Source organism: Lysobacterales bacterium (assembly GCA_016721845.1).
Taxonomy (GTDB): domain Bacteria; phylum Pseudomonadota; class Gammaproteobacteria; order Xanthomonadales; family Ahniellaceae; genus JADKHK01.
On the sequence record JADKHK010000013.1, the window covers coordinates 794,219 to 817,034 of the forward strand.

Here is a 22,816-nt window from a genome sequence, read left to right on the forward strand (position 1 = left end):
CGTGGCCAAGACAGTCAAGTCGTTCAAGTACGGTAATCATGATGTCACCCTGGAAACGGGTGAGATCGCCCGCCAAGCCAGCGGGGCGGTGGTGGTCAAGATGTCCGACACGGTGGTACTCGTGTCGGTCGTCGGTGCGAAGTCGGTGCGTGAAGGCACCGATTTCTTCCCGCTGACGGTGGACTACCAGGAAAAATTCTACGCCGGTGGCCGTATCCCCGGCGGCTTCTTCAAGCGTGAAGGTCGCCCGACCGAGAAGGAGACGTTGACCTGTCGCCTGATCGATCGCCCGATCCGTCCGCTGTTCCCGGAAGAATTCCGCAACGAAGTGCAGATCATCGCCACCGTCCTGTCGCTGAATCCGGAAGTGGATGGCGACATCCCGGCGCTGATCGGTGCCTCCGCTGCACTCGCGATCTCCGGTCTGCCGTTCAACGGCCCGATCGGTGCCGCCAAGATCGGTTATGCCAATGGCCAGTACCTGCTGTGCCCGACCGCGACCGAGCTCAAGACGTCGCAGCTCGAACTGGTTGTCGCCGGTACCGCGAACGCAGTGCTGATGGTCGAGTCCGAAGCCAAGATGCTGAGCGAAGAAGTGATGCTCGGCGCCGTCACCCACGGCCACAAGGCGATGCAGGTGGTGATCCAGGCCATCAACGAGTTCGCTGCGGAAGCCGGTCGCAAGACCTTCGAATGGACGCCGCCAGCCAAGCAGGACGCCCTGATCAGTGCGATCACGGCCATCATCGGCGATCGCCTCGGTGCCGCCTACAAGATTCACGACAAGGGTCAGCGTCGCGACGCCATCTCGGTCATCCGCAAGGAAGTCCAGGAAACACTCAAGTCCAAATGTGAAGCCAACGGCTGGACCTCGGCCATGATCGCCAAGGAATTCGGCGATCTCGAGTACCACACCATGCGCCGCTCGGTGCTCGACACCAGGATTCGCATCGATGGCCGCGACCTCGTGACCGTGCGCCCGATCACGGTCCGCGTCGGCGTGCTGCCGCGCACCCACGGATCGGCATTGTTCACTCGCGGTGAAACCCAGGCGCTGGTCACCACCACGCTCGGCACCACGCGCGACGCGCAGATCATCGACGCGATCGAAGGCGAGTCCAAGGACCCGTTCCTGTTCCACTACAACTTCCCGCCGTTCTCGGTCGGTGAAACCGGCCGCGGTGGCGGTCCGAAGCGTCGCGAAATCGGCCACGGCCGACTCGCCAAGCGCGGCGTTGCTGCCGTCATGCCGAGCATGGAAGCATTCCCGTACGTGATCCGCTGCGTCTCGGAAATCACCGAGTCGAACGGCTCGTCCTCGATGGCCTCGGTCTGCGGTTCCTCGCTGGCGATGATGGACGCGGGCATCCCGCTGAAGGCACCGGTTGCGGGCATCGCGATGGGCCTGATCAAGGAAGGCGGCGACTATGCCGTGCTGTCCGACATCCTCGGCGACGAAGACCATCTCGGCGACATGGATTTCAAGGTGGCCGGTAGTTCGGAAGGCATTTCCGCACTGCAGATGGACATCAAGATCGACGGCATCACCGAAGAGATCATGAAGGTCGCGCTGAATCAGGCGAAGGGTGGTCGACTGCACATCCTCGGCGAGATGGCCAAGGGCCTGAACGCGCCGCGTGCGGAATTGTCCGATTACGCGCCGCGCCTGCTGACGATGAAGATCCACCCGGACAAGATCCGCGAAGTGATCGGCAAGGGTGGCGCGACCATCCAGGGCATCACCAAGGAAACCGGCACCCAGATCGATATCCAGGACGATGGCACGATCATCATCGCTTCGGTCAACGCCGCCGCCGCCCAGGCCGCGAAGGCGCGCATCGAATCGATCACGTCCGATGTCGAGCCGGGCCGCATCTACGAAGGCAAGGTCGCCAAGTTGATGGACTTCGGTGCCTTCGTCACGATCGCCCCGGGCAAGGACGGACTCGTGCACGTTTCGCAGATCTCCAACGAGCGCGTCGAGAAGGTCTCGGACAAGCTCAAGGAAGGCGACATCGTCAAGGTCAAGGTGCTCGAAGTCGACAAGCAGGGTCGCATCCGCCTGTCGATCAAGGCCGTGCTCGAAGACGAAGCCGCTGCCGGCTGATCTCGCCGACATCGCGAGCAATACAAAAAACGCGCTTCGGCGCGTTTTTTGTTGGGCCGTTGATCCGTGTCAACGCCGGCGATACGGCGTTGGCTAATCTGCGGTCATGGACATGACCCGAACCGCGCAACGCGCCCTGGCCGCGCTCGATCTGACCAGTCTGAACGAGGACGACACGCCTTCAGTCATCTCGGCCTTGTGCGCCAGGGCGCACACGCGGTTTGGTTCTGTCGCGGCGGTGTGCGTGTATCCTGAACATGTCGCCTTGGCGCGCGAATATCTGCAGCGCGGCGGCGGTGACGTGCGGGTTGCGACGGTCGTGAACTTTCCCGACGGGGCACCCGATCCGGCACGTGCCGAGCGCGAGACGCGCCGCGCCATCGCTGCCGGAGCCGACGAAATCGATGTGGTGTTCCCGTGGCGTGCACTGATCGGCGGCGATGCTGCGGTCGGTGCGCGCGTCGTGTCCGACTGCAAGGCCGTGCTGCCGGCGGGCGCGCTGCTGAAAGTCATCCTCGAAACCGGGGAACTGAAGGACCCGGGCCTGATCCGGCGCGCCGCCGACATCGCGCTCGCCCACGGGGCCGATTTCCTCAAGACCTCGACCGGCAAGGTGCCGGTGAACGCCACCCCGGACGCTGCACGCATCCTGTTGCAGGCGATCCTCGCTGCGAAATCGCATTGCGGCTTGAAAGTAGCGGGCGGGGTGCGGCGCGTCGCCGATGCCGCCGCCTATTTCGACATCGTCGACACGATGATGGGGGCCGACTGGGCCACATCGGCGCGCTTCCGGATCGGCGCCAGCGGCCTGCTCGACGACATCGTCGCCGTGTGTTCGGGCACGACGGCTGCCGTCGGCAAGGGCTACTGACATGGCCTATGCCCCGCAATCGGTGATTGCCGACGTGCGCGACGCGCGGGCGCCTGACCCTGCGGCCTTGAACGAATTCGTCCGCGGCATGGCCGACGGCCGCACCAGCGAAGGCCAGATGGCGGCGTTTGCGATGGCCGTTCGTTGTCGCGGACTTTCGGCGCTGGATACGGTGCGCCTGACGCTGGCGATGCGCGACAGCGGCGAGCGCCTGACGCAAGCCATGCTCGGCATCGACCGGCCCCTGCTCGACAAGCATTCGACCGGTGGTGTCGGCGATGCGGTGAGCCTGGCCTTGGCGCCGATGCTCGCCGCCTGTGGCGCGGCGGTACCGATGCTGAGCGGTCGCGGGCTGGGCCATACCGGCGGAACGCTGGACAAGCTCGGCGCGATTCCCGGATACACCGTCGATGCCGACATCGATGCGATGCGTCGTGCATTGCGTGCGGCCGGTTGCGCCATCGTCAGCGCCGGCAAGTCGCTGGCGCCAGCCGACCGACGCCTGTACGCGGTGCGCGACGTCACCGCGACGGTCGATGCCATGCCCTTGATCGTGGCATCGATCCTGTCCAAGAAGCTCGCGGTCCAGCTCGATGCGCTGGTGCTTGATGTCAAATGCGGCAGTGGTGCGTTCTTTCCGGCACGTGATGATGCCGAGCGCCTCGCGCGCAGCCTGGTGGCGGTCGCGAACGACGCCGGCCTGGCCTGTTCGGCGCTGATCACCGACATGGGCGAGCCCCTCGTGGCGGCGGTGGGCAACGCCACCGAACTGCGCGCCGTGCTCGACTACCTGCGTGGCGGTGTTCCACCGCCACGCATGCATGCGGTCTGCCTGGCGCTGGGCAGCGAAGTCCTGCAACGTGGCGGTCTTGCCCGCACGCTGCATGATGCGCGGACACGGCTGCAGCACGCCTTGGACAGCGGTGCGGCGGCGGAGCATTTCGAGCGCATGGTGGCCGCGCTGGGTGGGCCGGACGACTTGATCTTGCGGTCCGATCGATATCTGCCCGTGGCGCCCGTCCATGTCGATGTCGCGGCCAGTGAAGCCGGCACGATTCGCGCGATCGATGCGCGCCGACTGGGCGACCTCGTCGTCGATCTCGGTGGTGGCCGTCGCCATCCCGATGATGCGATCGACCTGGCCGTCGGGCTGGATCAGGTACGCGCGGTCGGCGATGTCGTGTCGCCGGGCGAGCCGCTGCTGCGCCTGTGCCTGCGCAATGCCGAGCAGCTGGAGTGGGCGAGGGCGCGTGCGCTGGCCGCGTTCGAACTCGGTGCAGCGGCGGAACCGGTGCCGCTGGTCCATGCGCGCATCGTTGCAGAGCACAGCTGATGGCGCGCGCGCTGCTGGTCGTGCTCGATTCCCTCGGCATCGGCGCCGCGCCCGATGCGGACCGATTCGGCGATGCCGGTGCCGACACCTTCGGCCACATCGTCGAGCGATGTTCACCGCGGTTGCCGAATCTGCGTGCACTCGGCCTGCATGCGGCACACGCGCTCGCACAAGGGCGCGAACCGACGGCCGATGAACGCGCCGGTCCCGTCGCGACCTGGGCGGCGATGCGCGAACGATCCACCGGCAAGGACACGACCAGTGGTCACTGGGAGATGTGCGGCGTACCGGTGACCTTCGACTGGGGCTACTTCACTGCCCGCGAACACAGTTTTCCGCCAGCGTTGCTGGATGCGTTGTGCGTGCGCGCCGGATTGCGCGGCGTACTCGGCAATTGTCGGGCCTCGGGCACCGAGATCCTCCAGCGTCTGGGTGCCGAACACATCGCGACCGGACAGCCCATCGTCTACACCTCGGCGGACTCGGTGTTCCAGATCGCCGCACACGAAACCCATTTCGGACTTGACCGGCTGTATGGCGTGTGCGAAATCGCGCGCGAACTGGTCGACGACTACCGGATCGCGCGGGTGATCGCGCGCCCCTTCGTCGGCGAGGTCGCCGCGGACTTCAAGCGCACCGGCCATCGTCATGATTACGCCGTGCCGCCGACGGCACCGACCCTGCTCGATGCGCTGGTCGCTGCCGGCAAGTCGGTCATCGCGATCGGCAAGGTCTCCGACATCTTCGCGGGGCAGGGCATCAGCCAGTCGATTCCGGCCAGTGGCCTCGATGCGCTGATCGACACGACGATCCGAGCGTTTCGCGACGCGCCCGACGACAGTCTGGTGTTCGTGAACCTGGTCGATTTCGATTCCGAATACGGCCATCGCCGCGATGTCGCCGGGTATGCCGCCGCATTGGAACGCTTCGATGCGCGCTTGCCGGAACTCATGGCGACCTGTCGCGACGGCGATCTCGCGCTGTTTACGGCCGACCACGGCAACGACCCGACCTGGCCGGGTTCGGACCATACGCGCGAATGCGTGCCCCTGCTTGCGTCTGGCGGCCGCTTGCGTCCGGGCGATGCCGGCCTGCGCGAGGGTTTCGCCGATCTCGGGCAGACCCTGGCTCGGCACTTCGGCCTCGCGCCGCTTGCCCACGGGCGCGCGCTCGATTGCGTTGCCAACGACTGAGGATCCTCATGGGCACACCGCACATTTCCGCCCGTCCCGGTGATTTTGCCGAGACCGTGTTGCTGCCGGGCGATCCGTTGCGCGCCGCGCACATCGCGAACACGCTGCTCGATGAGGCCGTCGAAGTGACGCGAGTACGCGCCATGGGCGGCTACACCGGCACCTGGCACGGCCAGCGCGTGTCAGTGATGGGTACCGGCATGGGCATTCCGTCCGCATCGATCTACGGCACCGAACTGGTGCGCGAATTCGGCGTGAAGCGACTGATCCGCATCGGCACCTGTGGCGGCATCGCGCCCGACCTGCAGCTCGGCGACATCGTGCTGGCGCAAGGCGCGAGCACCGATTCCGGCGTCAATCGCTCGCGCTTCAAGGGCATGGATTTCGCCGCGATCGCGAGTTACCCGCTGCTGTCGGCGGTCGCCGAACAGGCGCGCCGAGACGGTGTGCGCGTGCGCGTCGGCAACGTCTTCAGCGCCGACCTGTTTTACGGCCCCGATCCGACCCTCGTCGACACGCTCGCCGCGATGAACATCCTCGGCATCGAGATGGAAGCCGCCGGCATCTACGGCCTCGCCGCCCAGTACGGCGCCGAAGCACTCGCCGTCTGCGCCGTCTCCGACCACCTCCGCACCCACGCCCAGTGGTCCCCCGAGCAACGCCAGAACGGCCTCGATGCGATGGTGCGGCTGGTGTTGGATGCGGTGGTGGCGTAGCTCAACGCCGCTGTTTGCACGATTTGCGTCGTGTTGACTCGATGAGAGTGGCGAGACCAGACTCGGCTCCGTGCGAGAAGCCCCGTAGGCTGGGTTGAGCGCCAGCGAAACCCGGCACGTGTGTCTGATGCTGGGTTTCATTGCATTCAACCCAGCCTACGAGGTGACGGGGTCATGTAGGAGCGCGGTTCATCGCGCGACCGGAGCGTTTCCGTCACATCACAACGCCGCCGCCAAGCGCGTGCCCTGATCGATCGCGCGTTTGGCGTCGAGCTCGCCGGCTTCGTCGGCGCCGCCGATGAGGTAGGCGGACTTGCCGAGCACGGCCAGTTCGGCGTGCAGGTCGCGGTTCGGTTCCTGGCCGGCGCAGATGACGATGTGGTCGACTTCGAGCAGGCGCGTGGTCGTGCCGATGGTGACGTGCAAGCCGCGTTCGTCGATGCGGTCGTATTGTACGCCGCCGATCATCTCGACGCGCTTCATCTTCAAGGTTGCCCGATGCACCCAGCCGCTGGTCTTGTTCAGTCGCTTTCCGGGCGCGCCGTCGGAGCGTTGCAGCAGATAGACCTGGCGCGCCGGTGGTTCCGGTTGCGGCTTCAGGCCATCGACGCCGCCGCGGCGTGTGAAGCTGTCGTCCACGCCCCATTCCTTGCGCCAGAGTTTTTCGTCCAGCGTTGGCGAATGGCCCGCGTGCACCAGGAATTCGGCGACGTCGAAACCGATGCCGCCGGCACCAATGACGGCGACCCGTGGACCGACCTGCGCACCACCATTGAGCACATCGATGTAGCTCAGCACCTTGGGTGAATCGATGCCGTCGATGCGCACCTTGCGCGGCGTGATGCCGGTCGCGACGATGATCTCGTCGAAGCCGCCCTGGGCCAACTGCTCGGCACCGACGCGCGTGCCGAGTTTCACGTCGACGCCGGTTTCGGCGAGCTGGTGCGTGAAGTAGCGAATCGTCTCGTGGAACTCTTCCTTGCCCGGGATCTTCTTGGCCATGTTGAACTGCCCGCCGATCTCGTTCGCGGCATCGAAAAGGGTCACGCGATGCCCGCGCTCGCCCAGTGTCGTGGCTGCCGCCAATCCGGCCGGACCGGCGCCGACCACGGCGATGCGTTTCGGTGTCGCGGTCGGCTTGATGACGATTTCGGTCTCGTAACAGGCGCGCGGATTCACGAGGCAACTGGCGCGCTTGTTCTCGAACACGTGGTCGAGACAGGCCTGGTTGCAGGCGATGCAGGTGTTGATGTGCTGCGCGCGATTGGCCTTGGCCTTGTTGACCCATTCCGGATCCGCGAGTAGCGGACGCGCCATCGAGACCATGTCGCAGCTGCCATCGGCGAGCAGTTTCTCGGCCACGTCCGGCATGTTGATGCGGTTGGTCGCGATCAGCGGCAGTGTCACGTGTTTCTTCAGTTCGCGCGTGGTGAACGCGAAGCCGGCGCGCGGCACCGAGGTCACGATGGTCGGGATGCGCGCCTCGTGCCAGCCGATGCCGCTGTTGATAATCGTCGCGCTGGCCGCCTCCACGGCTTTCGCAAGCGTGGTGATTTCCTCCCAGCTCTGCCCGCGTTCGACCAGATCGAGCAGGGACAGGCGGTAGATGATGATGAAGTCCTTGCCGACCTTGGCCCGAATCGCCTTGATGATTTCCAGCGGGAAACGCATGCGGTTTTCGTAGGGGCCACCCCATTCGTCGGTGCGCTTGTTGGTGCGCTCGCACAGGAACTGGTTGATCAAATAGCCTTCCGAGCCCATCACCTCGACGCCGTCGTAGCCGGCATCGCGGGCGAGGGCCGCGCAGTTCGCGAAGGCCTTGATCTGCGCCCAGACGCCGCGGCCCGACAATTCGCGCGGCGCGAACGGCGAGATCGGCGACTTGATCTTCGATGGCGCCACGCCGAGCGGGTGGTAGGCGTAACGGCCGGTATGCAGGATCTGCATGCAGATGCGGCCGTCGTGCGCGTGCACCGCCTGGGTGACCTTGCGGTGCCGCGCCACTTCCCACGGCCAGCTCAGCTTGCCCGCGAACGGCGACACCCAGCCGGCGATGTTCGGGGCGATGCCGCCGGTAACGATCAGGCCGACACCACCCTTGGCGCGTTCGCCGAAATAGGCGGCGAGCTTGTCGTAGTCGCGGGCGCGGTCTTCGAGTCCGGTATGCATCGACCCCATCAACACGCGATTGCGCAGCGTGACGTGACCGAGGTTCAAGGGTTGCAGCAGGTGGGGATAGGCGTCAGTCGTCACGGATGGCGTCCGGAATGCGGTTGGAACGCCCATGTTCCGTTCGTCGGCTCGATCCGTCAAACGATTGTTTCATGTTGCGCAATGTGAATTTGGTCACATGTTCGTGGGGGCCTGGTTCACATATGGTCACCTCACCCTCAGGGAAGAACCGCAATGCCCGATTCGATTCGGATCCTTAGTCTGGGTTTTGCGAGCAGCGAGCTGCACATGATGCAGATCGTGCTGGATACGGCCGCAAAGACGCTGCCGCGCGGTTTCCGGCTGGTCAAGGCCAGCGAGGCGGCGGATGTCGCCGTCGTCAACTGGAGCACGCTGAACATCGAGCGCACCCAGGCCTTCCTGGCCGAACGCTTCCCGACGGCACCGATGATTTCCGTGTCCGAGACCGGGGTGTTGGGCTCGCCCGGCATGTGTGTCGCCGAAACGCAATTGCTGCCGAATCTCGCCGCGATGGTCTACGAGGCCATCGATGGCGTCGAGTCCGCGTATCGCGCACGTCCCCCCGAATACGTGTCCTGGCTGAGTGTGCGCCGACATGACGAGGCGCCGGATCCGCAGGTTGCGCCGTCCGTGGCGGCGGTGGCCGCCAAGCCCGTGCCCAGCGTACCGATTTTCGCAGCGCCGCCGTCGGTCGAGACGAGCTCGGCCGAACCGCGTTGGCTCGAGGGCCTGCGTGTCCTCTTGATCGACGTGCGCTCCGACGGCGCGGAAGAGGCGTCCGCGCTGCTCGCAGGCATGGGCGCGCGCGTCGAAGTCGCTCTGGATGAACAGGACGGCTGGATCCGGCATCTCGCACGGCGTTGGGATGTCATCCTGATCGACGCCCATCTCGCCGACGAAACAGGCTTCAAGCTGTGCCATCGAATCACCCATGGCGGCGCGTCGCGCAAGCCGGCCCCGGTTTTCATGCTGGCCGGCAAGTTGAGACCGATTGATCGTGCCCGGGGCGCTCATGCCGGCAGCGCCGGATTCCTGGCGCTGCCGCTGCATCGCGACGCCCTGATTGCCGCGCTCGGGCCATTGCGCGCCGCGATCGCTGCGGGATAATCGGCGCCGGAGGGCTGACCCATGCGCGCCATTGACCAGTTGCTCGGCGAGTACGCCGAATCGCACCGAAATCGCACCAACCAGATCATCCACAAGATCTGCGTCCCCTTCATCGTCTGGTCCACGGTCGGATTGATGTGGTGGGTGCATCCCTGGCTGGCGCTCGGCTTCATGCTGTTCTCGGTCGCCTACTACCTGCGCCTGTCCTGGCCGTTTGCACTGGCGATGGGCGCTGCGGTCGCGTTGATGTGTTTCAGCTTCACCCTGATACCGGCGAACCTGTTGCTGCCGGTGATGGCCGGCGTCTGGATCACGGCATGGATTGCGCAATTCATCGGCCACGAGATCGAGGGCAAGAAGCCGTCGTTCTTCCGTGATGTGTTCTTCCTGCTGATCGGCCCGCTCTGGGTGCTTGCCCCGATCTTCCGCAAGCTCAAGATCGCGTATTGATGCGCATCGGCGTCTTCGGCGCAGGCAGCATCGGCGCCTTCATCGGCGCGATGTTGACCCGGTCCGGTGCCGATGTTGTCCTGGTCGGCCGCGCAGCGCTGGCTGATGCGGTGAGCGCGCATGGCTTGCGCGTCAGCGACAACGACGGACTGGAGGCCGTGCTGCACGACCTGGTCGTGGTCACCTCGGTCGAGGCCTTGCGCGACCGTCAGCTCGTCTTCGTCACCACCAAGAGCGCCGATACCGAGACGGCCGGCCGCGAGCTGGCCCGGGTATTCGGCGATGGCGAGCGCCGCTGCATCGTCAGCTTCCAGAATGGCGTCGGCAATGCCGACGTGTTGCGCCGCCATTTGCCGAAGGCGCAGGTGCTGGCAGGCATGGTGCCCTACAACGTGGTCTGGCAGGCCCCGGCGCATTTCCATCGCGGCACCAGCGGCGACTTGATGGTCGAGGCCTTGGCGGGTGCCGAGGCCACCGTTGCGCTGTTGTGCAAGGCCGGGCTGGACGCCGTGACGCGCGACGATCTGGGCGGTGTGCTCTGGGGCAAGCTGCTGCTCAATCTCAACAATCCGGTGAACGCCTTGACCGGCTTGCCCCTGAAGCGGCAACTGCTGGAGCGCGACGGCCGCCGCATCGTCGCGGCGCTGATGCGCGAAGGCCTGCGGGTGCTCGATGCGGCTGGCATCGTGCCGGCCAAGGCAGGCACGGTGGGACCGCGCTGGGTGCCATTCCTGCTGGACCTGCCGACCCCGGTCTTCAAACGGATTGCGGCGTCGATGCTCAAGCTCGACGACGACGCGCGCTCGTCGATGTGGGAAGACCTGAACAAGCGCCGTCGCACCGAAATCGACTGGATCAATGGCGAAATCGTGCGGCTTGCCGCCGCTCATCGAACGACTGCGCCGCTCAATGCCGCGATCATCGGACTGGTGCGCGAAGCCGAGGCCGCCGGGCAGGGCTCACCGCAATGGTCTGCCACGCAGATCGCGCAACGGCTCGGAATGCGCTGACGGTCAGGACCAGACCAGTGCATGCTGGGCCAGCACGCCGTATTCGTAGGCCGCGGCATGGACGGTCGGCGCGGCGGAGCCCGAGGCCGCCCCTAGCGCGATCGGCAAGGGCAGCCAATGCTCCGGGGTCGGATGGTTGAACCGTGCCTGCGGGGCCGATTCCCAGTCGAGCACGGCCGTATCGCGACCTGCCGCAAGCTGCTCCAGCACCCAGTCGGCAAACGCGCGTGCCTCCGGGCTACCGTTCGAGCTGGCCGCATGCCAGTCGAGTGCGTGCAGGTTGTGGGTCAGCGAACCCGATCCGACGATCAGCACGCCCTCGTCGCGCAGCGGTGCCAGCGTGGCGCCGAGTCGGTGTTGCCAACGCGCATCGCGGTGTGGATCGACCGAGATCGAGATGACCGGCACGTCCGCTTCCGGAAACAGGCGCAGCAGAGGAACCCAGACGCCATGGTCGATGCCGCGCTGCGGGTCCAACTGTGCCGCGAAACCGGCCGACGCCAATCGCTCTCGGATCTCGCCCGCGATCGTCGGTTCGCCGGCGGCCGGATAGCGGATTTCGAACAGTTCGCGCGGGAACCCGTAGAAATCGTGGATCGTTTCGGGTTGCGCCTGTGCAGTCAAGGTCGGGCCGGGGGCATCATGATGCGCCGATGCCACCAGCACCGCGCGTGGCCGCGCCAGCGATCGTCCGATCTGCCGCCACGCCGCGGTGGCGGCATTTTCCTGTACCGCGAGCAATGGCGCGCCATGCGAAACGAACAGGACCGGTTGGCGGATGCTTGCGTTCATGTCGCTACGTTAGAGGCAAAGGTCCGCGAGGACCATTCCGCACTCGTGCAAGCGCCGTTGTCGCTGATGCGCGCGGCGACCGAATCGGCGACACTCCCGGGTCTGAATCGAACCCCGGACGACGCGATGCGCATCGAAACCAAATTGCCCAAGGTCGGCACCACGATTTTCACCGTGATGTCGCAACTGGCCGTGCAGCACAAGGCCGTCAATCTCGGCCAGGGCTTTCCCGATTTCGACGGCCCGGAGCTGATGCGCGACGCGCTGAATCGCGCCATGCACGAGGCCAAGAACCAGTACGCGCCGATGACCGGCATTCCGAAGCTTCGCGAGCAGATCGCGCTGAAGACGCAGGCCCTGTATGGCCGTGCCGTGAATGCCGATAGCGAAGTGACCGTGACCAGCGGTGCCACCGAGGCGCTGTTCTGCGCCCTCGCCGCGATCGTGCGGCCGGGCGAATCGGTGATCGTGCTCGACCCGTGTTACGACAGCTACGAGCCGGCGATCGAATTGAATGGCGGCAAGGCCATCCACGTACCGTTGGACAGCGAAACCTTCGCGGTCGACTGGCAACGCGTGAACGACGCGGTCGAATCCGGCACGCGCGCGATCCTGGTGAACTCGCCGCACAATCCGAGCGGCGCGGTATTCAGTGCCGCCGACCTCGATGCACTCGCCGAGATCGCGCGCCGCCATGATTTGATCGTGATCTCCGACGAGGTCTACGAACACATCATCTTTGACGGCATCGCGCACCAGTCGGTGTTGCGCCATCCGGAACTGGCCGAGCGCAGCTTCGTGATCTCGAGCTTCGGCAAGACCTACCACTGCACCGGCTGGAAGGTCGGCTATTGCATCGCGCCGCCGGCGCTGTCGGTCGAGTTCCGCAAGGTGCACCAGTACGTGACCTTCTGCACCTTCAGCCCGGCGCAGTGGGCGCTGGCCGAAGTGATCGAGCGCCTGCCGAGCCACTATCTGGAACTGCCGGCGTTCTATCAGGAGAAGCGCGATCGCTTCCGCGCCTTGTTGGCGGACACCCCGTTGCGGCTGCTGCCGGTCTGCGGCGCGTACTTCCAGATCGTCGATTACGCGGCGATCAGCGACCGCGACGACATGAGCTTCTGCGAATGGCTGGCGCGCGAGGTCGGCGTCGCCGCGATTCCGGTCTCGGCCTTCTACGAAACCCCACCGGAATCGAAACTGATCCGCTTCTGTTTCGCCAAGACCGACGCGACGCTGGAAGCGGCGGCCGAGCGGCTCAACCAGATCAAGGCGGGCTGAAGCGATGACCGTGCCGACGACCGACCTGCGCGTCTCCCTGGTGCAAGCGGCAACGCATTGGCACGACGCCAAGGCCAATCGCGTGATGTATGGCGATCTGGTGCGACCGCTCGTGGGCAGCACCGATCTGGTCGTGTTGCCGGAAACCTTCACCAGCGGCTTCACCAACGACACCTTGGCGAATGCCGAGACCATGGACGGCGTGACCGTGCGCTGGATGGGCGCACTGGCGTCGGAAGTGAATGCGGTGGTCACCGGTTCCATCGTTGTCCGCGACGGCGACCGCTTCGTCAATCGCCTGGTCTGGATGCGTCCCGACGAGACCTTTGCCGTGTACGACAAGCGCCACCTGTTCCGAATGGCCAACGAACATGAGCGCTACGCCGGCGGCGAGGCGCGCCTGGTGGTCGAACTGAACGGATGGCGCGTCTGTCCGATGGTCTGCTACGACCTGCGTTTCCCGGTGTTCATGCGTAATGCGATGCGGAGCGACCTCGGGCGCATGGACTACGATCTGCTGCTGTTCGTCGCCAACTGGCCGGCGCCGCGACGCGGCCCTTGGCGGACCTTGCTGCGCGCGCGGGCGATCGAGAACCTGTGTTATTCGGTCGGCGTCAATCGCGTCGGCAGCGACGGCAATGGGCTCGCCTACGCCGGCGACAGTGCGGCGATCGATTTTCTCGGCGAGGCGCTGGTCGATCTCGATGCGCAGTCGCAGGTCGTCACGACGAGTTTGTCCGCGACCGCATTGAATGCGCATCGCGAACGCTTCCCGGCCTGGCGCGACGCCGACGCGTTCAATCTGCTGGATTGACGGCGCCGATGCGCAGCCAGAATGCGCGCAGCGATGCATGCACGCGCGCCGGTGCCTCGACCTGCGGGTAGTGGCCGATGTCGTCGAGCCAGACGATGTCCGGCTCGCGGATCAGTTCACGATAGCGTTGTGCCAGATGCGCGCCCGATACGGGGTCGCAGGCACCATTGATCAGGCGCATCGGCACCTGCGATTCGACCAGGGCGCCGACCCAGCGTGCGCGCTGCGCATGCCGCTCCGGCACGTAGCGCATCAGGCGATGGGCGATGCGTCGTCCTTGCCGTTCGCTCAGCAGAGCCCAGAACGCGTCGATCTCGTCCGCCGTCGGCTGCGTGTCCGGACCGAACACGGCGCTGAAACTGCTCGCGAAACTGCGCTTCGACAGCAGCCGCGAGAGCAGCGGACCCAGCGCTGTCAGCAGCAGTTTCTGGATCAGGCGCGGCCGGTGCGATTCCGGAAAGAGGCCGCCATTGAGGAAAGCGATGGAGTCGACGAGGCCGGCATCGCCACGGACACGTCGTTCGAGATCCCGCGCCAGCAGTTCCTGGGCCACGGTGACGCCGTAGTCGTGGGCGATGACATGGGCATTCGCGATGCCGAGCAGGTTGCACCAGTGCACCACCAGGTCGGCCTGCATGGCGATGGTGTAGTCGATATCCGCGGGTTTGTCCGAAAAGCCGAAGCCGAGCAGGTCCGGCGCCAGCAGGTTGAATTCGTGCGACAGCTGCGCCCAGAGCGGATGCCAGTCCAGCGATGCAGTGGGAAAGCCATGGATCAGCAACAGCCACGGTCGAACGACGCCGGGCATCGCGTGCACCCGTGCGAAGACTTGATGGCCGCGAAAGTGTTCAACACGGCCGCGGGCGCGCCAGTCGGCCAGCGCCGACAACGAGATCCGCGGAAAGTCGGCGTTGTTCGTCACGTGCGCAGATGCGCAAGTTGCTCGTGCACGCCATTGCTCATCATCGCGAGGAAGATCGCGAGTCCGAGATAGGCGGTGCCGTATTGCAGTTTCACCTCGATCGGCTGGTCGTAGTAACCCGGCGGCAGCGACTCCTGCCAGGTGCCGCGCCAGACCGACCAGATGCTGGGCAGGGCCATGATCAGGATCAGGAACAGCATCGGGCTGGGCCGCGTGAACAGCAGGACACCCAGGATCGGGCCGCCGATCAGCCAGATCTTCGGTGACAGGATGGCGACGATGCGTCCGCCGTCCAGCGGATTGACCGGCAGCAGGTTCCACAGGTTCAGCATGAAGCCGGAGTAGGCGAGGGCCATCAGCAAGGCGCTGCCGCTGTCGCGCGCGACGTAATAGCAGACCAGGGCGCCGATGGTGCCGGCGACGGGACCGGCCAACGCGATGCGTGCTTCGACGCGCGCATCCATCGGCTGATCCTTGAGCTCGATCCAGGCACCAACGAAGGGAATGAAGGTCGGCGCACCGACGTTCAGGCCGGCGCGCTTCGCGCTCAGGTAGTGGCCGAGTTCATGCACGAAGATCAGCAGGACGAATCCGACGGCGTAGCGCCAGCCGAACAACCAGGCATAGGCGAACACCGAAATGATCATGGTGCCGCCGGTCTTCAGGATCGGGCCGAGCTTGGCGAAATTGAGCAGGAGGAACAGGGCTTTGAGCATGGAAGTGGTCGGGGCGTGACGGGTTCGGGAGGGTGAGCGGAAGAATAGCCGCTCGACTCGCGTAGAATCGCGCGTCCTGTTGATGGAGCGACCATGCTGGCCCCACGAATCCTGATCTCGTCCGCGCTCATGCTGGTCGCGGGCTGCGCGCACCAAGGTACCGACATGAAGAGCGAAGCACCCGCCATTGCCGCGTCGACCCAGCCATCGGCACCGGTGGCGCGGATCGTGCCCTATACGGTCGCGTCGCCGCAGGGCGATCGCGTCGACCCCTACTACTGGTTGCGCGATGACACGCGCTCGAAGCCGGAGGTGCTCGACTATCTCAAGGCCGAGAACGACTACACCACCGCGATGCTGGCGCATGCGCAAGGGGCGAAGGACGTGCTGTTCAAGGAGATCGTCGGCCGCATCCAGCAGGACGACAGTTCAGTGCCCTACCTGAAGCAGGGCTGGTGGCTGTACACCCGGTTCGAACAGGGCAAGGAGTACCCGATCCATGCACGCAAGCACGGCAGCCCGGAGGCGCCCGAAGAAGTGTTGCTCGATGGCAACGTGCTCGGTGCCGGCAAGGGTTTCTACCAGATCGGGGCCTGGCAGCCGAGCCCGGATGGCCAGCAACTGGTTTACGCCGAGGACACCAGTGGTCGCCGCCAGTTCGTGCTGCGCTTCAAGAATCTGCAGACCGGCCAACTGTGGCCGGAGACGATCGCAAACGTCGAGGCGATGACGGTATGGGCGAACGACAATCGCACCGTGCTCTACATCGAGAAGAATCCGCAGACCCTGCTCGGTTTCCGCGTGCGCAAGCATGTGTTGGGCACCGACCCGGCCGCCGATCCCGTGGTCTACGAAGAAAAGGACAGCACCTTCTATCTCGGCATCGGCAAGAGCCGCAGCGATCGCTTCCTGTGGATCGGCCTGAGCAGCACGGTATCGACCGAATGGCGCTATGCCGATGCGAACGATCCGAGCCTGAGCTTCAAGACCGTGCTGCCGCGCGAACGCGACCACGAATATCAGGTCCAGGACCACGGCGACGAGTTCTACATCCTGACCAATTGGAACGCCCGCAACTTCCGCATCATGCGGGCACCGATTGCCGGGGCCGGCGACCGTGCGAACTGGGTCGAATGGGTGGCGCACCGCGATGATGCGCTGCTGCAGTCGATGACCGTGTTGCGCGACCATGTCGCGATCAACGAGCGTTCCGGCGGTCTGCCGAAGATCCGCGTCAAGACCATTGCCGATGGCCATTCGGAATTGCTGGGTTTCGACGAGCCGGCCTACAGTGCCTTCACCGGTGCCAATCCCGAATACGACACCGCGACCCTGCGCATTGTCTACACCTCGCCGCAGACACCGGCGTCGACCTACGACATCGACCTCGCCAGCGGACAACGGACCTTGCTGAAGCGCGAGACCGTGCTCGGTGGGTTCGACCGCGCGAACTATGTCACCGAGTTCCGCTTCGCCACCGCGCGTGACGGTGCGCAGGTGCCGGTGACCCTGCTGTATCGCAAGGGTTTGCGGCGTGACGGCACGGCCGCGCTCTACCAGTATGGCTACGGCTCGTATGGCGCATCGATGAGCCCGGGCTTCAGCGACAAGATCCTGTCCCTGGTCGATCGTGGCGTGGTCTATGCGCTGGCGCATATTCGTGGCGGCGAAGAAATGGGGCGTCACTGGTACGAGTCAGGCCGCCAGTTGCAGAAGAAGAACACCTTCACCGATTTCATCGATGTCACCGATTTCCTCGTGCGCGAAGGCTATGCCGCGAAGGACCGTGTCGTCGCGCAGGGCGGCAGCGCCGGCGGCCTGTTGATGGGTGCGATCGCGAACATGGCACCCGACCGGTATCGCGCCATCGTCGCCGACGTGCCCTTCGTCGATGTCGTCACGACCATGCTCGATGAGTCGATTCCGTTGACGACCAACGAATTCGACGAATGGGGCAATCCCAAGCAGAAAGTGTTCTACGACTACATGCTGTCGTATTCGCCCTACGACAACGTGACGGCCCAGGACTATCCGGCGATGCTGGTGACGACCGGTCTGTACGACAGTCAGGTGCAGTATTTCGAACCGGCCAAGTGGGTGGCGAAGCTGCGTGCGACCAAGACCGGTACGTCACCGCTGCTGCTGAAGACCAACATGGAAGCGGGCCATGGCGGCAAGTCCGGGCGCTTCCGGCGCCTTGAAGAGGTCGCGCTGGCCTATGCCTTCTTCCTCGACCAACTCGGCATCCCGGTCGAGACCGCCGCAAGCGATGGCTTCGAGGGCAACGCGGACGAACCTGCTGCGGCGGACGGTTTCGAGGCCAAGCATGCGCACTAGAGATCTGTTCGCCCTGATCGTGCTGTGCCTAACTTTGGCTGCATGTGGCCAGAAGGGCGATCTGGTGCGGCCGGAACCCGAGCCGAAGGCAGCCGCTGCACAATGAGCCTCCGGTTCACTAAGATGCATGGCATCGGCAACGACTTCGTCGTGCTCGATCGTCGCGCTGCCACCGCACCGATGTCCGCGGAACTGGCACGTCGGTTGGCGGATCGTCATGTCGGCGTCGGCTGCGATCAGGTGATGACAATCGAGCGCAGCGACGACGCGGCCGCAGCATTCCGATACGGCATCTACAATGCCGATGGATCGGTTGCTGGCCAGTGCGGGAACGGCTTGCGCTGTGTCGTGCGCTGGCTAGCCGAGCGAGGTCTGGTGCGAGGGCAGGGCATCCGTCTGATCGGGCCGTCCGGTCCGGTCATGGCCGACCTGCTCGAGGACGGCCGAATTCGAGTCGACATGGGCGTGCCGAAGTTCGCGGCAGCCGATGTCCCGCTGGCGATTGCAACGTCCCAGCCGCGGTATTCCCTGGACCTGGATGGACAACGCATCGATTTCGGCGCGCTGTCGATGGGCAATCCGCACGCGGTGATCGAGGTCGATGATGTGGCTGCCGCGCCGGTTGCCGCACTCGGTGCACGTATCGAAACCCACGAGGTATTTCCGGACCGCGTGAACGTGGGTTTCGCGCAGGTCGTGGACCGCGGTCATGTGCGCCTTCGGGTATTCGAGCGCGGCGTGGGCGAGACCCTGGCCTGTGGCAGCGGGGCGTGTGCGGCGGTGGCCGTGCTGCGCACCTGGGGCCGTGTCGATGCCGACGTGCGGGTGACCCTGCCGGGGGGTGATCTGCAGATTTCCTGGTCCGGCGCCGGCCATCCGGTATGGATGACCGGCCCGGCAACGATCGTATTTGAAGGTGAGTGGAACGATGAGTGATCTGAACCCGCGTCGCGAGATCGACGCCAATGACGTGGCCGGCTTCCTGCGCCGCCATCCCGAATTCCTGGTCGACTTTCCCGATCTGGCGATGAACCTGAAACTGCCGCGCGAGCAGGGTGCGAGCACGTCGCTGGCGAGCTACCAGCTCGACGTGTTGCGCGACAAGACGCGTGCATTGACCCGGCGCCTGCAGGAACTGATCGAGGTCGCGCAGGAAAACGAGCAGTTGATGGCGCGCGTGCACGGCTTCACGCTGTCGCTGATGCGGGCGGGCTCGCTCGGCGACACGCTGTCGCGCGTGGTCGCCACCTTGACCGAGGATTTCCATACCGACTTCGTGCGCATGGCGCTGTTTCGTCCGGTCGACGGATTCCAGCCCGACTGGCTGCGCGTCGCAGCGCGTGATGCCGGCGAATGGGGCCTATTCGCCGAGTTCTTCGGCAAGGGCGAACCGCTGTGCGGGCGCATCAACGCCGACAAGATCGAGTTCCTGTTCGGTCAACACGCCCTGCAGGTGCGCTCGGCCGTGCTGATCCCGATCCGGAATCGCGGCCTGCTCGCGATCGGTTCGCATGATCCGAACCGCTTTCACCCGGGCATGGGCACAATCTTCCTGAAACTCATCGCCGATGCCGTCGACGTGGCCCTCGCACGATTCGAGACCTGAGCCGATCAACGTTCCAGATCCGCATCGCCGGGCTTGGCCGGACGGCGCAGGTGTTCAAGCAAGGCCGACGCCGTGCCGCCCACGTCCGGCAGGTGGCTGACGCGGGCCAAGGTTTCCAACGCGGTGACGATGCGTGCTTGACGCCCGGCGTCGATATCGAACCCGCGCCGCACCAGTGGATCGAGGGTGGCCATCGCCCGTGCGCGGTCGACATGCGTCGGTCGGGTGAGTTGCCGCAACACCGCATCGACGATGCGCGCCCGTCCGAGTGCGTCGACGCATGCGTCGAGATGCCGTTTCAGCAGCCTCGCCGCCTGGTGGCGCACCGTCCAGTCACGATCATCAAGCGCCTGCAATGCCGCGCGGCAGCTCGTCTTGCCCCAGTCGAGGCGATCCAGGAAGTCCAGCGAATCGGCGCGGTCCGCGGCCTGGCTGCAGCCGCGAGCGCAGGCGATCAATTCCTCGCTGCGGCGTTCACCGCCGCGTTCCGACAGTCGGAGGTGATCGACGTACTGGATCGCCGGATAGCTGATGCGTTCGGCATCCGCGGGTTCGACCACGTCGATCACGAGATGAACTGTACCCCCCGGATCACCGACGGCGATGCAGTTCACGGAGAGGAAGCGCTCACCGTCCAGTTGCTCTCGAACCCGGCTGCAGACGGCGTCGGGCACGCCCGAGTCCGGAGCGATGGCTTGCCCGACCTTCGGCATGGTGACACCGCGCAACAAGGTCGCGACCGGAACCGAACTGCCGTGAACGTCGATCCCGGCAAAGTGCAACGTCTGTGCGACTGCACCGTCAGCCAGCAGCGCGCTGAGGACCCATAGCCCGACGCGCAACGAATGTTTCATCAGTCACCTCCAGACCCGCCGGATGCAGAAAAACAAAACGCCCCATGAGGGGCGCTTTGATCGTACTGGCGGAGGAGGAGGGATTCGAACCCTCGGTGCCCGCAAAGGCACGCCTGATTTCGAATCAGGTACAATCGACCACTCTGCCACCCTCCGGATGATGCACGCAGCGGGTCGTGGCTGCGAAGGGCGCGAATCATACGGATTCGGGCATTCCGAGACAACCCTTTTTTTATGGCGCGGCCGGATTCGACGTCGCGGTGCGCCAGTCGTTTGGAGCATTCACGATGAGCCTGATCCATGTCCCGGTGTCCTTCGGCGAGTTGCTCGACAAGGTCGCGATCCTCGAGATCAAGTCGGAGCGCATGAGCGATCCGGTCAAGCTCGCCAATGTGCGCCGCGAACTGGACGAATTGCGCGGCATCTGGGGTCGGTCGGCGCAGGCGACGATCGATATCGCCGACCTGCTCGCCGCGCTCAAGGCCGTCAATGAGCGGCTCTGGGTCATCGAAGACGACATCCGCATCAAGGAATCGAAGCAGGAATTCGACGCCGAATTCATCCGCCTGGCACGAGCGGTCTATTTCGAGAACGACGAGCGTGCACGCGTGAAGCGCGACATCAACATCCAGCTCGGTTCGGCCCTGGTCGAGGAAAAGAGCTATCAGGACTACCGCGTCAAACCTTCGGCTTGACGCCAGTCCATCAACGCGTCCAGCCGTTCGATCACGGTTTCCGCGCTGATCAAGTCCATCACGCCCGGAAACTCGATGCGCTTGCCCCAGCGCACGTCGGGGCCTGCCTTGTTCAAGTATTTGCGGGCCGCCGCATCGTAGCGATCGACGGTCCAGCGCAAATCGGAATACGGACCGCTGCGGGTACTGTCGGTAGCGGCATGCAAGCCGAGCACCTTCGTGCCCATGGCATTGGCGATATGCATCGGTCCGGCGTCGGGCGTCAGCACGGCGGTGGCGCGTTTCATCAGTGCGCAGGCCTGTTTCAGCGTGTCCTGGCCGATCAGGTTCAGGGTCGGTACCGCGCATTCGCGTTCGATCGCCGCACCGGTCTCGCGCTCAAGTGCACTTGGCCCGCCGCACAGCATCACCCTCAGGCCATGGCGACGCACCGCGTGCTCGGCGACACGGGCATAGCCCGTGACCGACCAGTTGCGCAGCACATGGCTGGAACAGGGGCTGATGATCAGGCTGGGTTGATGTCCGGGCAGATGCCGCTCCGCAAACGCCTCGTCGGCGGCCGAGAGCGGAATCTCCCAGCGCTTCACGGCATCCGGCAGACCCAGCGCGTCGCCGAATCGGTACAAGGTATCGAGCACATGGCGGCCGGCTGCAGGCGTGATGCGCTCGTTGATGAACAGGCTGTGGCCTTCCTTCGACTTTGCCCAGTCATGGCCGATGCGACGACTGGCGCGGATCGCGGTGCTGAGCAGGTTGGCGCGCGCGGCCAGCTGACACAGCAGCAGCGCATCGAAACGGCGCCCCTGCAACGATGCGCGCAGATCGCGCCAAACGGCGGCCAGACCTTGCTTCTTGTCGACCGTGATGAACTCGATGCCGGGCAAGTCGCCCACGAGTTTGGCCTCGAACCTGCCGATGATCCAGGTGATGCGCGACTGTGGCGAATGCAGGCGAATGCGCTGCACCAGCGGCAGCATGTGGGTGACATCGCCGAGGGCGGAAAGTCGGAAGATGCAGATCGAATCGACGGCTGCGTTCACGGTCTGGGCTTGGTTACACTGCGGCCATGAATGATGCCACGGGCCCCGCAGATGCTGTTGCTGCACTGGTGCATGTCGATGCCCGAAGCGGCGTGATCCACGATGCCCGGTTGGATCATGCGGCGGCAACGGCCTTGTTCGATGCCTTGGGCGAGCAGCGCGATGGTCGCGGACGCGGCGCCATTCGCATCGTGGACGCAGCGATCGGTCGGATCGTCATTCGCCATTATCGGCGCGGTGGCGCGATCGCTCGCCTGAGTCGCGACTGGTTCGTCTGGACCGGTGCCGAATCGACGCGACCGTTCCGGGAATTCCGCATCACCCGGCAACTTCACGATGCCGGTTTGCCGGTGCCCGAGGTCGTCGCTGCCCGCTTCCAGCGCAGCGGGCTCGGCTACCGTGCCGACCTGGCCACACGCGAGATCAAGGGCGCACACACCTTGGCGGAACGGCTGGACGATCCGGTCGCCGCGGCGCGCGTCGACTGGAGTGCGCTGGGGACCCTGATCGCGCGTTTCCACGCGATCGGGCTGTGGCATGCCGATCTGAATGCGCACAACGTCCTGTTCGACCGTGATGAGCGGGCAGTCCTGATCGATTTCGATCGCGCTCGTGTTCTTGCCCCGTTTGCCAGCGCATTGCAGGGCAACCTGAACCGACTTGCGCGTTCCTTGCACAAGCTCGGGCACGGCCAGCTCGTTTCCGGCGCAGCGTGGAAGCGATGCCATCGCGCCTACGAAGCCGCCATGCACGCGGCTTCGGCCCGCTAAACTGCGCGC

General features: G+C 65.1%; 22 protein-coding genes and 1 tRNA gene. 16 read left to right on the forward strand and 7 right to left on the reverse strand.

Annotated features, from left to right (window positions below):
• The first annotated feature begins 1 nt into the window (after nt 1).
• From pnp to deoD, 5 genes are all read left to right on the forward strand, one after another.
• Nucleotides 2-2,107 carry a polyribonucleotide nucleotidyltransferase gene (gene pnp, locus IPP28_10945; protein MBL0041534.1) on the forward strand — a complete coding sequence of 702 codons (2,106 nt, stop codon included), beginning with the start codon at nt 2-4 and terminating at the stop codon, nt 2,105-2,107.
• A 106-nt stretch (nt 2,108-2,213) separates the two neighbouring features.
• Nucleotides 2,214-2,978, forward strand: coding sequence for a deoxyribose-phosphate aldolase (deoC, locus tag IPP28_10950; protein MBL0041535.1), 765 nt, complete (start codon nt 2,214-2,216; stop codon nt 2,976-2,978).
• Nucleotide 2,979: 1 nt separating this feature from the next.
• Nucleotides 2,980-4,311 (forward strand): thymidine phosphorylase, encoded by a 1,332-nt coding sequence (locus IPP28_10955; GenBank protein MBL0041536.1) that lies wholly within the window; start codon nt 2,980-2,982, stop codon nt 4,309-4,311.
• On the forward strand, nt 4,311-5,504 hold the full coding sequence (locus IPP28_10960) for a phosphopentomutase (GenBank protein MBL0041537.1): 1,194 nt from the start codon (nt 4,311-4,313) through the stop codon (nt 5,502-5,504). The genes IPP28_10955 and IPP28_10960 overlap by 1 nt, the downstream gene beginning before the upstream one ends.
• 8 nt (nt 5,505-5,512) lie before the next feature.
• Nucleotides 5,513-6,220, forward strand: a complete 708-nt coding sequence (gene deoD / locus IPP28_10965; protein ID MBL0041538.1) for a purine-nucleoside phosphorylase — start codon at nt 5,513-5,515, stop codon at nt 6,218-6,220.
• A gap of 219 nt (nt 6,221-6,439) precedes the next feature.
• On the opposite strand, the gene IPP28_10970 is transcribed toward deoD, so the two are convergent.
• Nucleotides 6,440-8,506, reverse strand: coding sequence for an NADPH-dependent 2,4-dienoyl-CoA reductase (locus IPP28_10970; protein ID MBL0041539.1), 2,067 nt, complete (start codon nt 8,504-8,506; stop codon nt 6,440-6,442).
• A gap of 174 nt (nt 8,507-8,680) precedes the next feature.
• On the opposite strand from IPP28_10970, the gene IPP28_10975 reads away from it, so the two are divergent.
• Genes IPP28_10975 through IPP28_10985 form a run of 3 tightly spaced genes read left to right on the forward strand, consistent with a single transcriptional unit; the run spans nt 8,681 to nt 10,980 of the window.
• Nucleotides 8,681-9,520 carry a response regulator transcription factor gene (locus IPP28_10975; protein ID MBL0041540.1) on the forward strand — a complete coding sequence of 280 codons (840 nt, stop codon included), beginning with the start codon at nt 8,681-8,683 and terminating at the stop codon, nt 9,518-9,520.
• Nucleotides 9,521-9,541: 21 nt separating this feature from the next.
• Nucleotides 9,542-9,970, forward strand: coding sequence for a DUF962 domain-containing protein (locus IPP28_10980; GenBank protein ID MBL0041541.1), 429 nt, complete (start codon nt 9,542-9,544; stop codon nt 9,968-9,970).
• Nucleotides 9,970-10,980, forward strand: coding sequence for a 2-dehydropantoate 2-reductase (locus IPP28_10985; GenBank protein ID MBL0041542.1), 1,011 nt, complete (start codon nt 9,970-9,972; stop codon nt 10,978-10,980). The genes IPP28_10980 and IPP28_10985 overlap by 1 nt, the downstream gene beginning before the upstream one ends.
• Before the next feature lie 3 nt (nt 10,981-10,983).
• On the opposite strand, the gene IPP28_10990 is transcribed toward IPP28_10985, so the two are convergent.
• Complete coding sequence (locus IPP28_10990) at nt 10,984-11,772, reverse strand: dioxygenase (GenBank protein MBL0041543.1); 789 nt, start codon at nt 11,770-11,772, stop codon at nt 10,984-10,986.
• A gap of 126 nt (nt 11,773-11,898) precedes the next feature.
• Between IPP28_10990 and IPP28_10995 the strand changes: the two genes are divergently transcribed.
• A complete protein-coding gene (locus IPP28_10995; protein MBL0041544.1) occupies nt 11,899-13,053 on the forward strand; it encodes a pyridoxal phosphate-dependent aminotransferase in 1,155 nt (384 codons plus the stop codon).
• Nucleotides 13,054-13,057: 4 nt separating this feature from the next.
• Nucleotides 13,058-13,867, forward strand: coding sequence for an amidohydrolase (locus tag IPP28_11000; protein MBL0041545.1), 810 nt, complete (start codon nt 13,058-13,060; stop codon nt 13,865-13,867).
• Here the strand turns inward: IPP28_11000 and IPP28_11005 are convergent.
• A complete protein-coding gene (locus IPP28_11005) occupies nt 13,851-14,756 on the reverse strand; it encodes an alpha/beta hydrolase (protein MBL0041546.1) in 906 nt (301 codons plus the stop codon). The two genes, IPP28_11000 and IPP28_11005, sit on opposite strands and share 17 nt — an antisense overlap.
• Nucleotides 14,757-14,785: 29 nt before the next feature.
• Complete coding sequence (locus IPP28_11010; GenBank protein MBL0041547.1) at nt 14,786-15,505, reverse strand: site-2 protease family protein; 720 nt, start codon at nt 15,503-15,505, stop codon at nt 14,786-14,788.
• 93 nt (nt 15,506-15,598) lie between these two features.
• On the opposite strand from IPP28_11010, the gene IPP28_11015 reads away from it, so the two are divergent.
• Genes IPP28_11015 through IPP28_11030 form a run of 4 tightly spaced genes read left to right on the forward strand, consistent with a single transcriptional unit; the run spans nt 15,599 to nt 19,448 of the window.
• A complete protein-coding gene (locus IPP28_11015; GenBank protein MBL0041548.1) occupies nt 15,599-17,842 on the forward strand; it encodes a S9 family peptidase in 2,244 nt (747 codons plus the stop codon).
• The gene (locus tag IPP28_11020) at nt 17,832-17,948 is read left to right on the forward strand and encodes a lipoprotein (GenBank protein MBL0041549.1); all 117 of its coding nucleotides are present in this window, start codon (nt 17,832-17,834) and stop codon (nt 17,946-17,948) included. Before IPP28_11015 ends, IPP28_11020 begins: the two co-directional genes overlap by 11 nt.
• A complete protein-coding gene (gene dapF / locus IPP28_11025; protein ID MBL0041550.1) occupies nt 17,945-18,778 on the forward strand; it encodes a diaminopimelate epimerase in 834 nt (277 codons plus the stop codon). Before IPP28_11020 ends, dapF begins: the two co-directional genes overlap by 4 nt.
• Nucleotides 18,771-19,448, forward strand: a complete 678-nt coding sequence (locus IPP28_11030; protein ID MBL0041551.1) for a DUF484 family protein — start codon at nt 18,771-18,773, stop codon at nt 19,446-19,448. The genes dapF and IPP28_11030 overlap by 8 nt, the downstream gene beginning before the upstream one ends.
• A gap of 5 nt (nt 19,449-19,453) precedes the next feature.
• On the opposite strand, the gene IPP28_11035 is transcribed toward IPP28_11030, so the two are convergent.
• Both IPP28_11035 and IPP28_11040 read right to left on the reverse strand, forming a co-directional pair.
• Complete coding sequence (locus IPP28_11035) at nt 19,454-20,302, reverse strand: hypothetical protein (GenBank protein ID MBL0041552.1); 849 nt, start codon at nt 20,300-20,302, stop codon at nt 19,454-19,456.
• 66 nt (nt 20,303-20,368) lie between these two features.
• Nucleotides 20,369-20,457, reverse strand: a tRNA-Ser gene (locus IPP28_11040).
• A 132-nt stretch (nt 20,458-20,589) separates the two neighbouring features.
• On the opposite strand from IPP28_11040, the gene IPP28_11045 reads away from it, so the two are divergent.
• Nucleotides 20,590-20,997 carry a hypothetical protein gene (locus tag IPP28_11045; protein MBL0041553.1) on the forward strand — a complete coding sequence of 136 codons (408 nt, stop codon included), beginning with the start codon at nt 20,590-20,592 and terminating at the stop codon, nt 20,995-20,997.
• On the opposite strand, the gene IPP28_11050 is transcribed toward IPP28_11045, so the two are convergent.
• Nucleotides 20,973-21,974: a glycosyltransferase family 9 protein gene (locus IPP28_11050; GenBank protein MBL0041554.1), complete on the reverse strand. Its 1,002-nt coding sequence runs from the start codon at nt 21,972-21,974 to the stop codon at nt 20,973-20,975. The two genes, IPP28_11045 and IPP28_11050, sit on opposite strands and share 25 nt — an antisense overlap.
• A gap of 89 nt (nt 21,975-22,063) precedes the next feature.
• On the opposite strand from IPP28_11050, the gene IPP28_11055 reads away from it, so the two are divergent.
• A complete protein-coding gene (locus IPP28_11055) occupies nt 22,064-22,807 on the forward strand; it encodes a 3-deoxy-D-manno-octulosonic acid kinase (GenBank protein ID MBL0041555.1) in 744 nt (247 codons plus the stop codon).
• Nucleotides 22,808-22,816 lie beyond the last annotated feature (9 nt).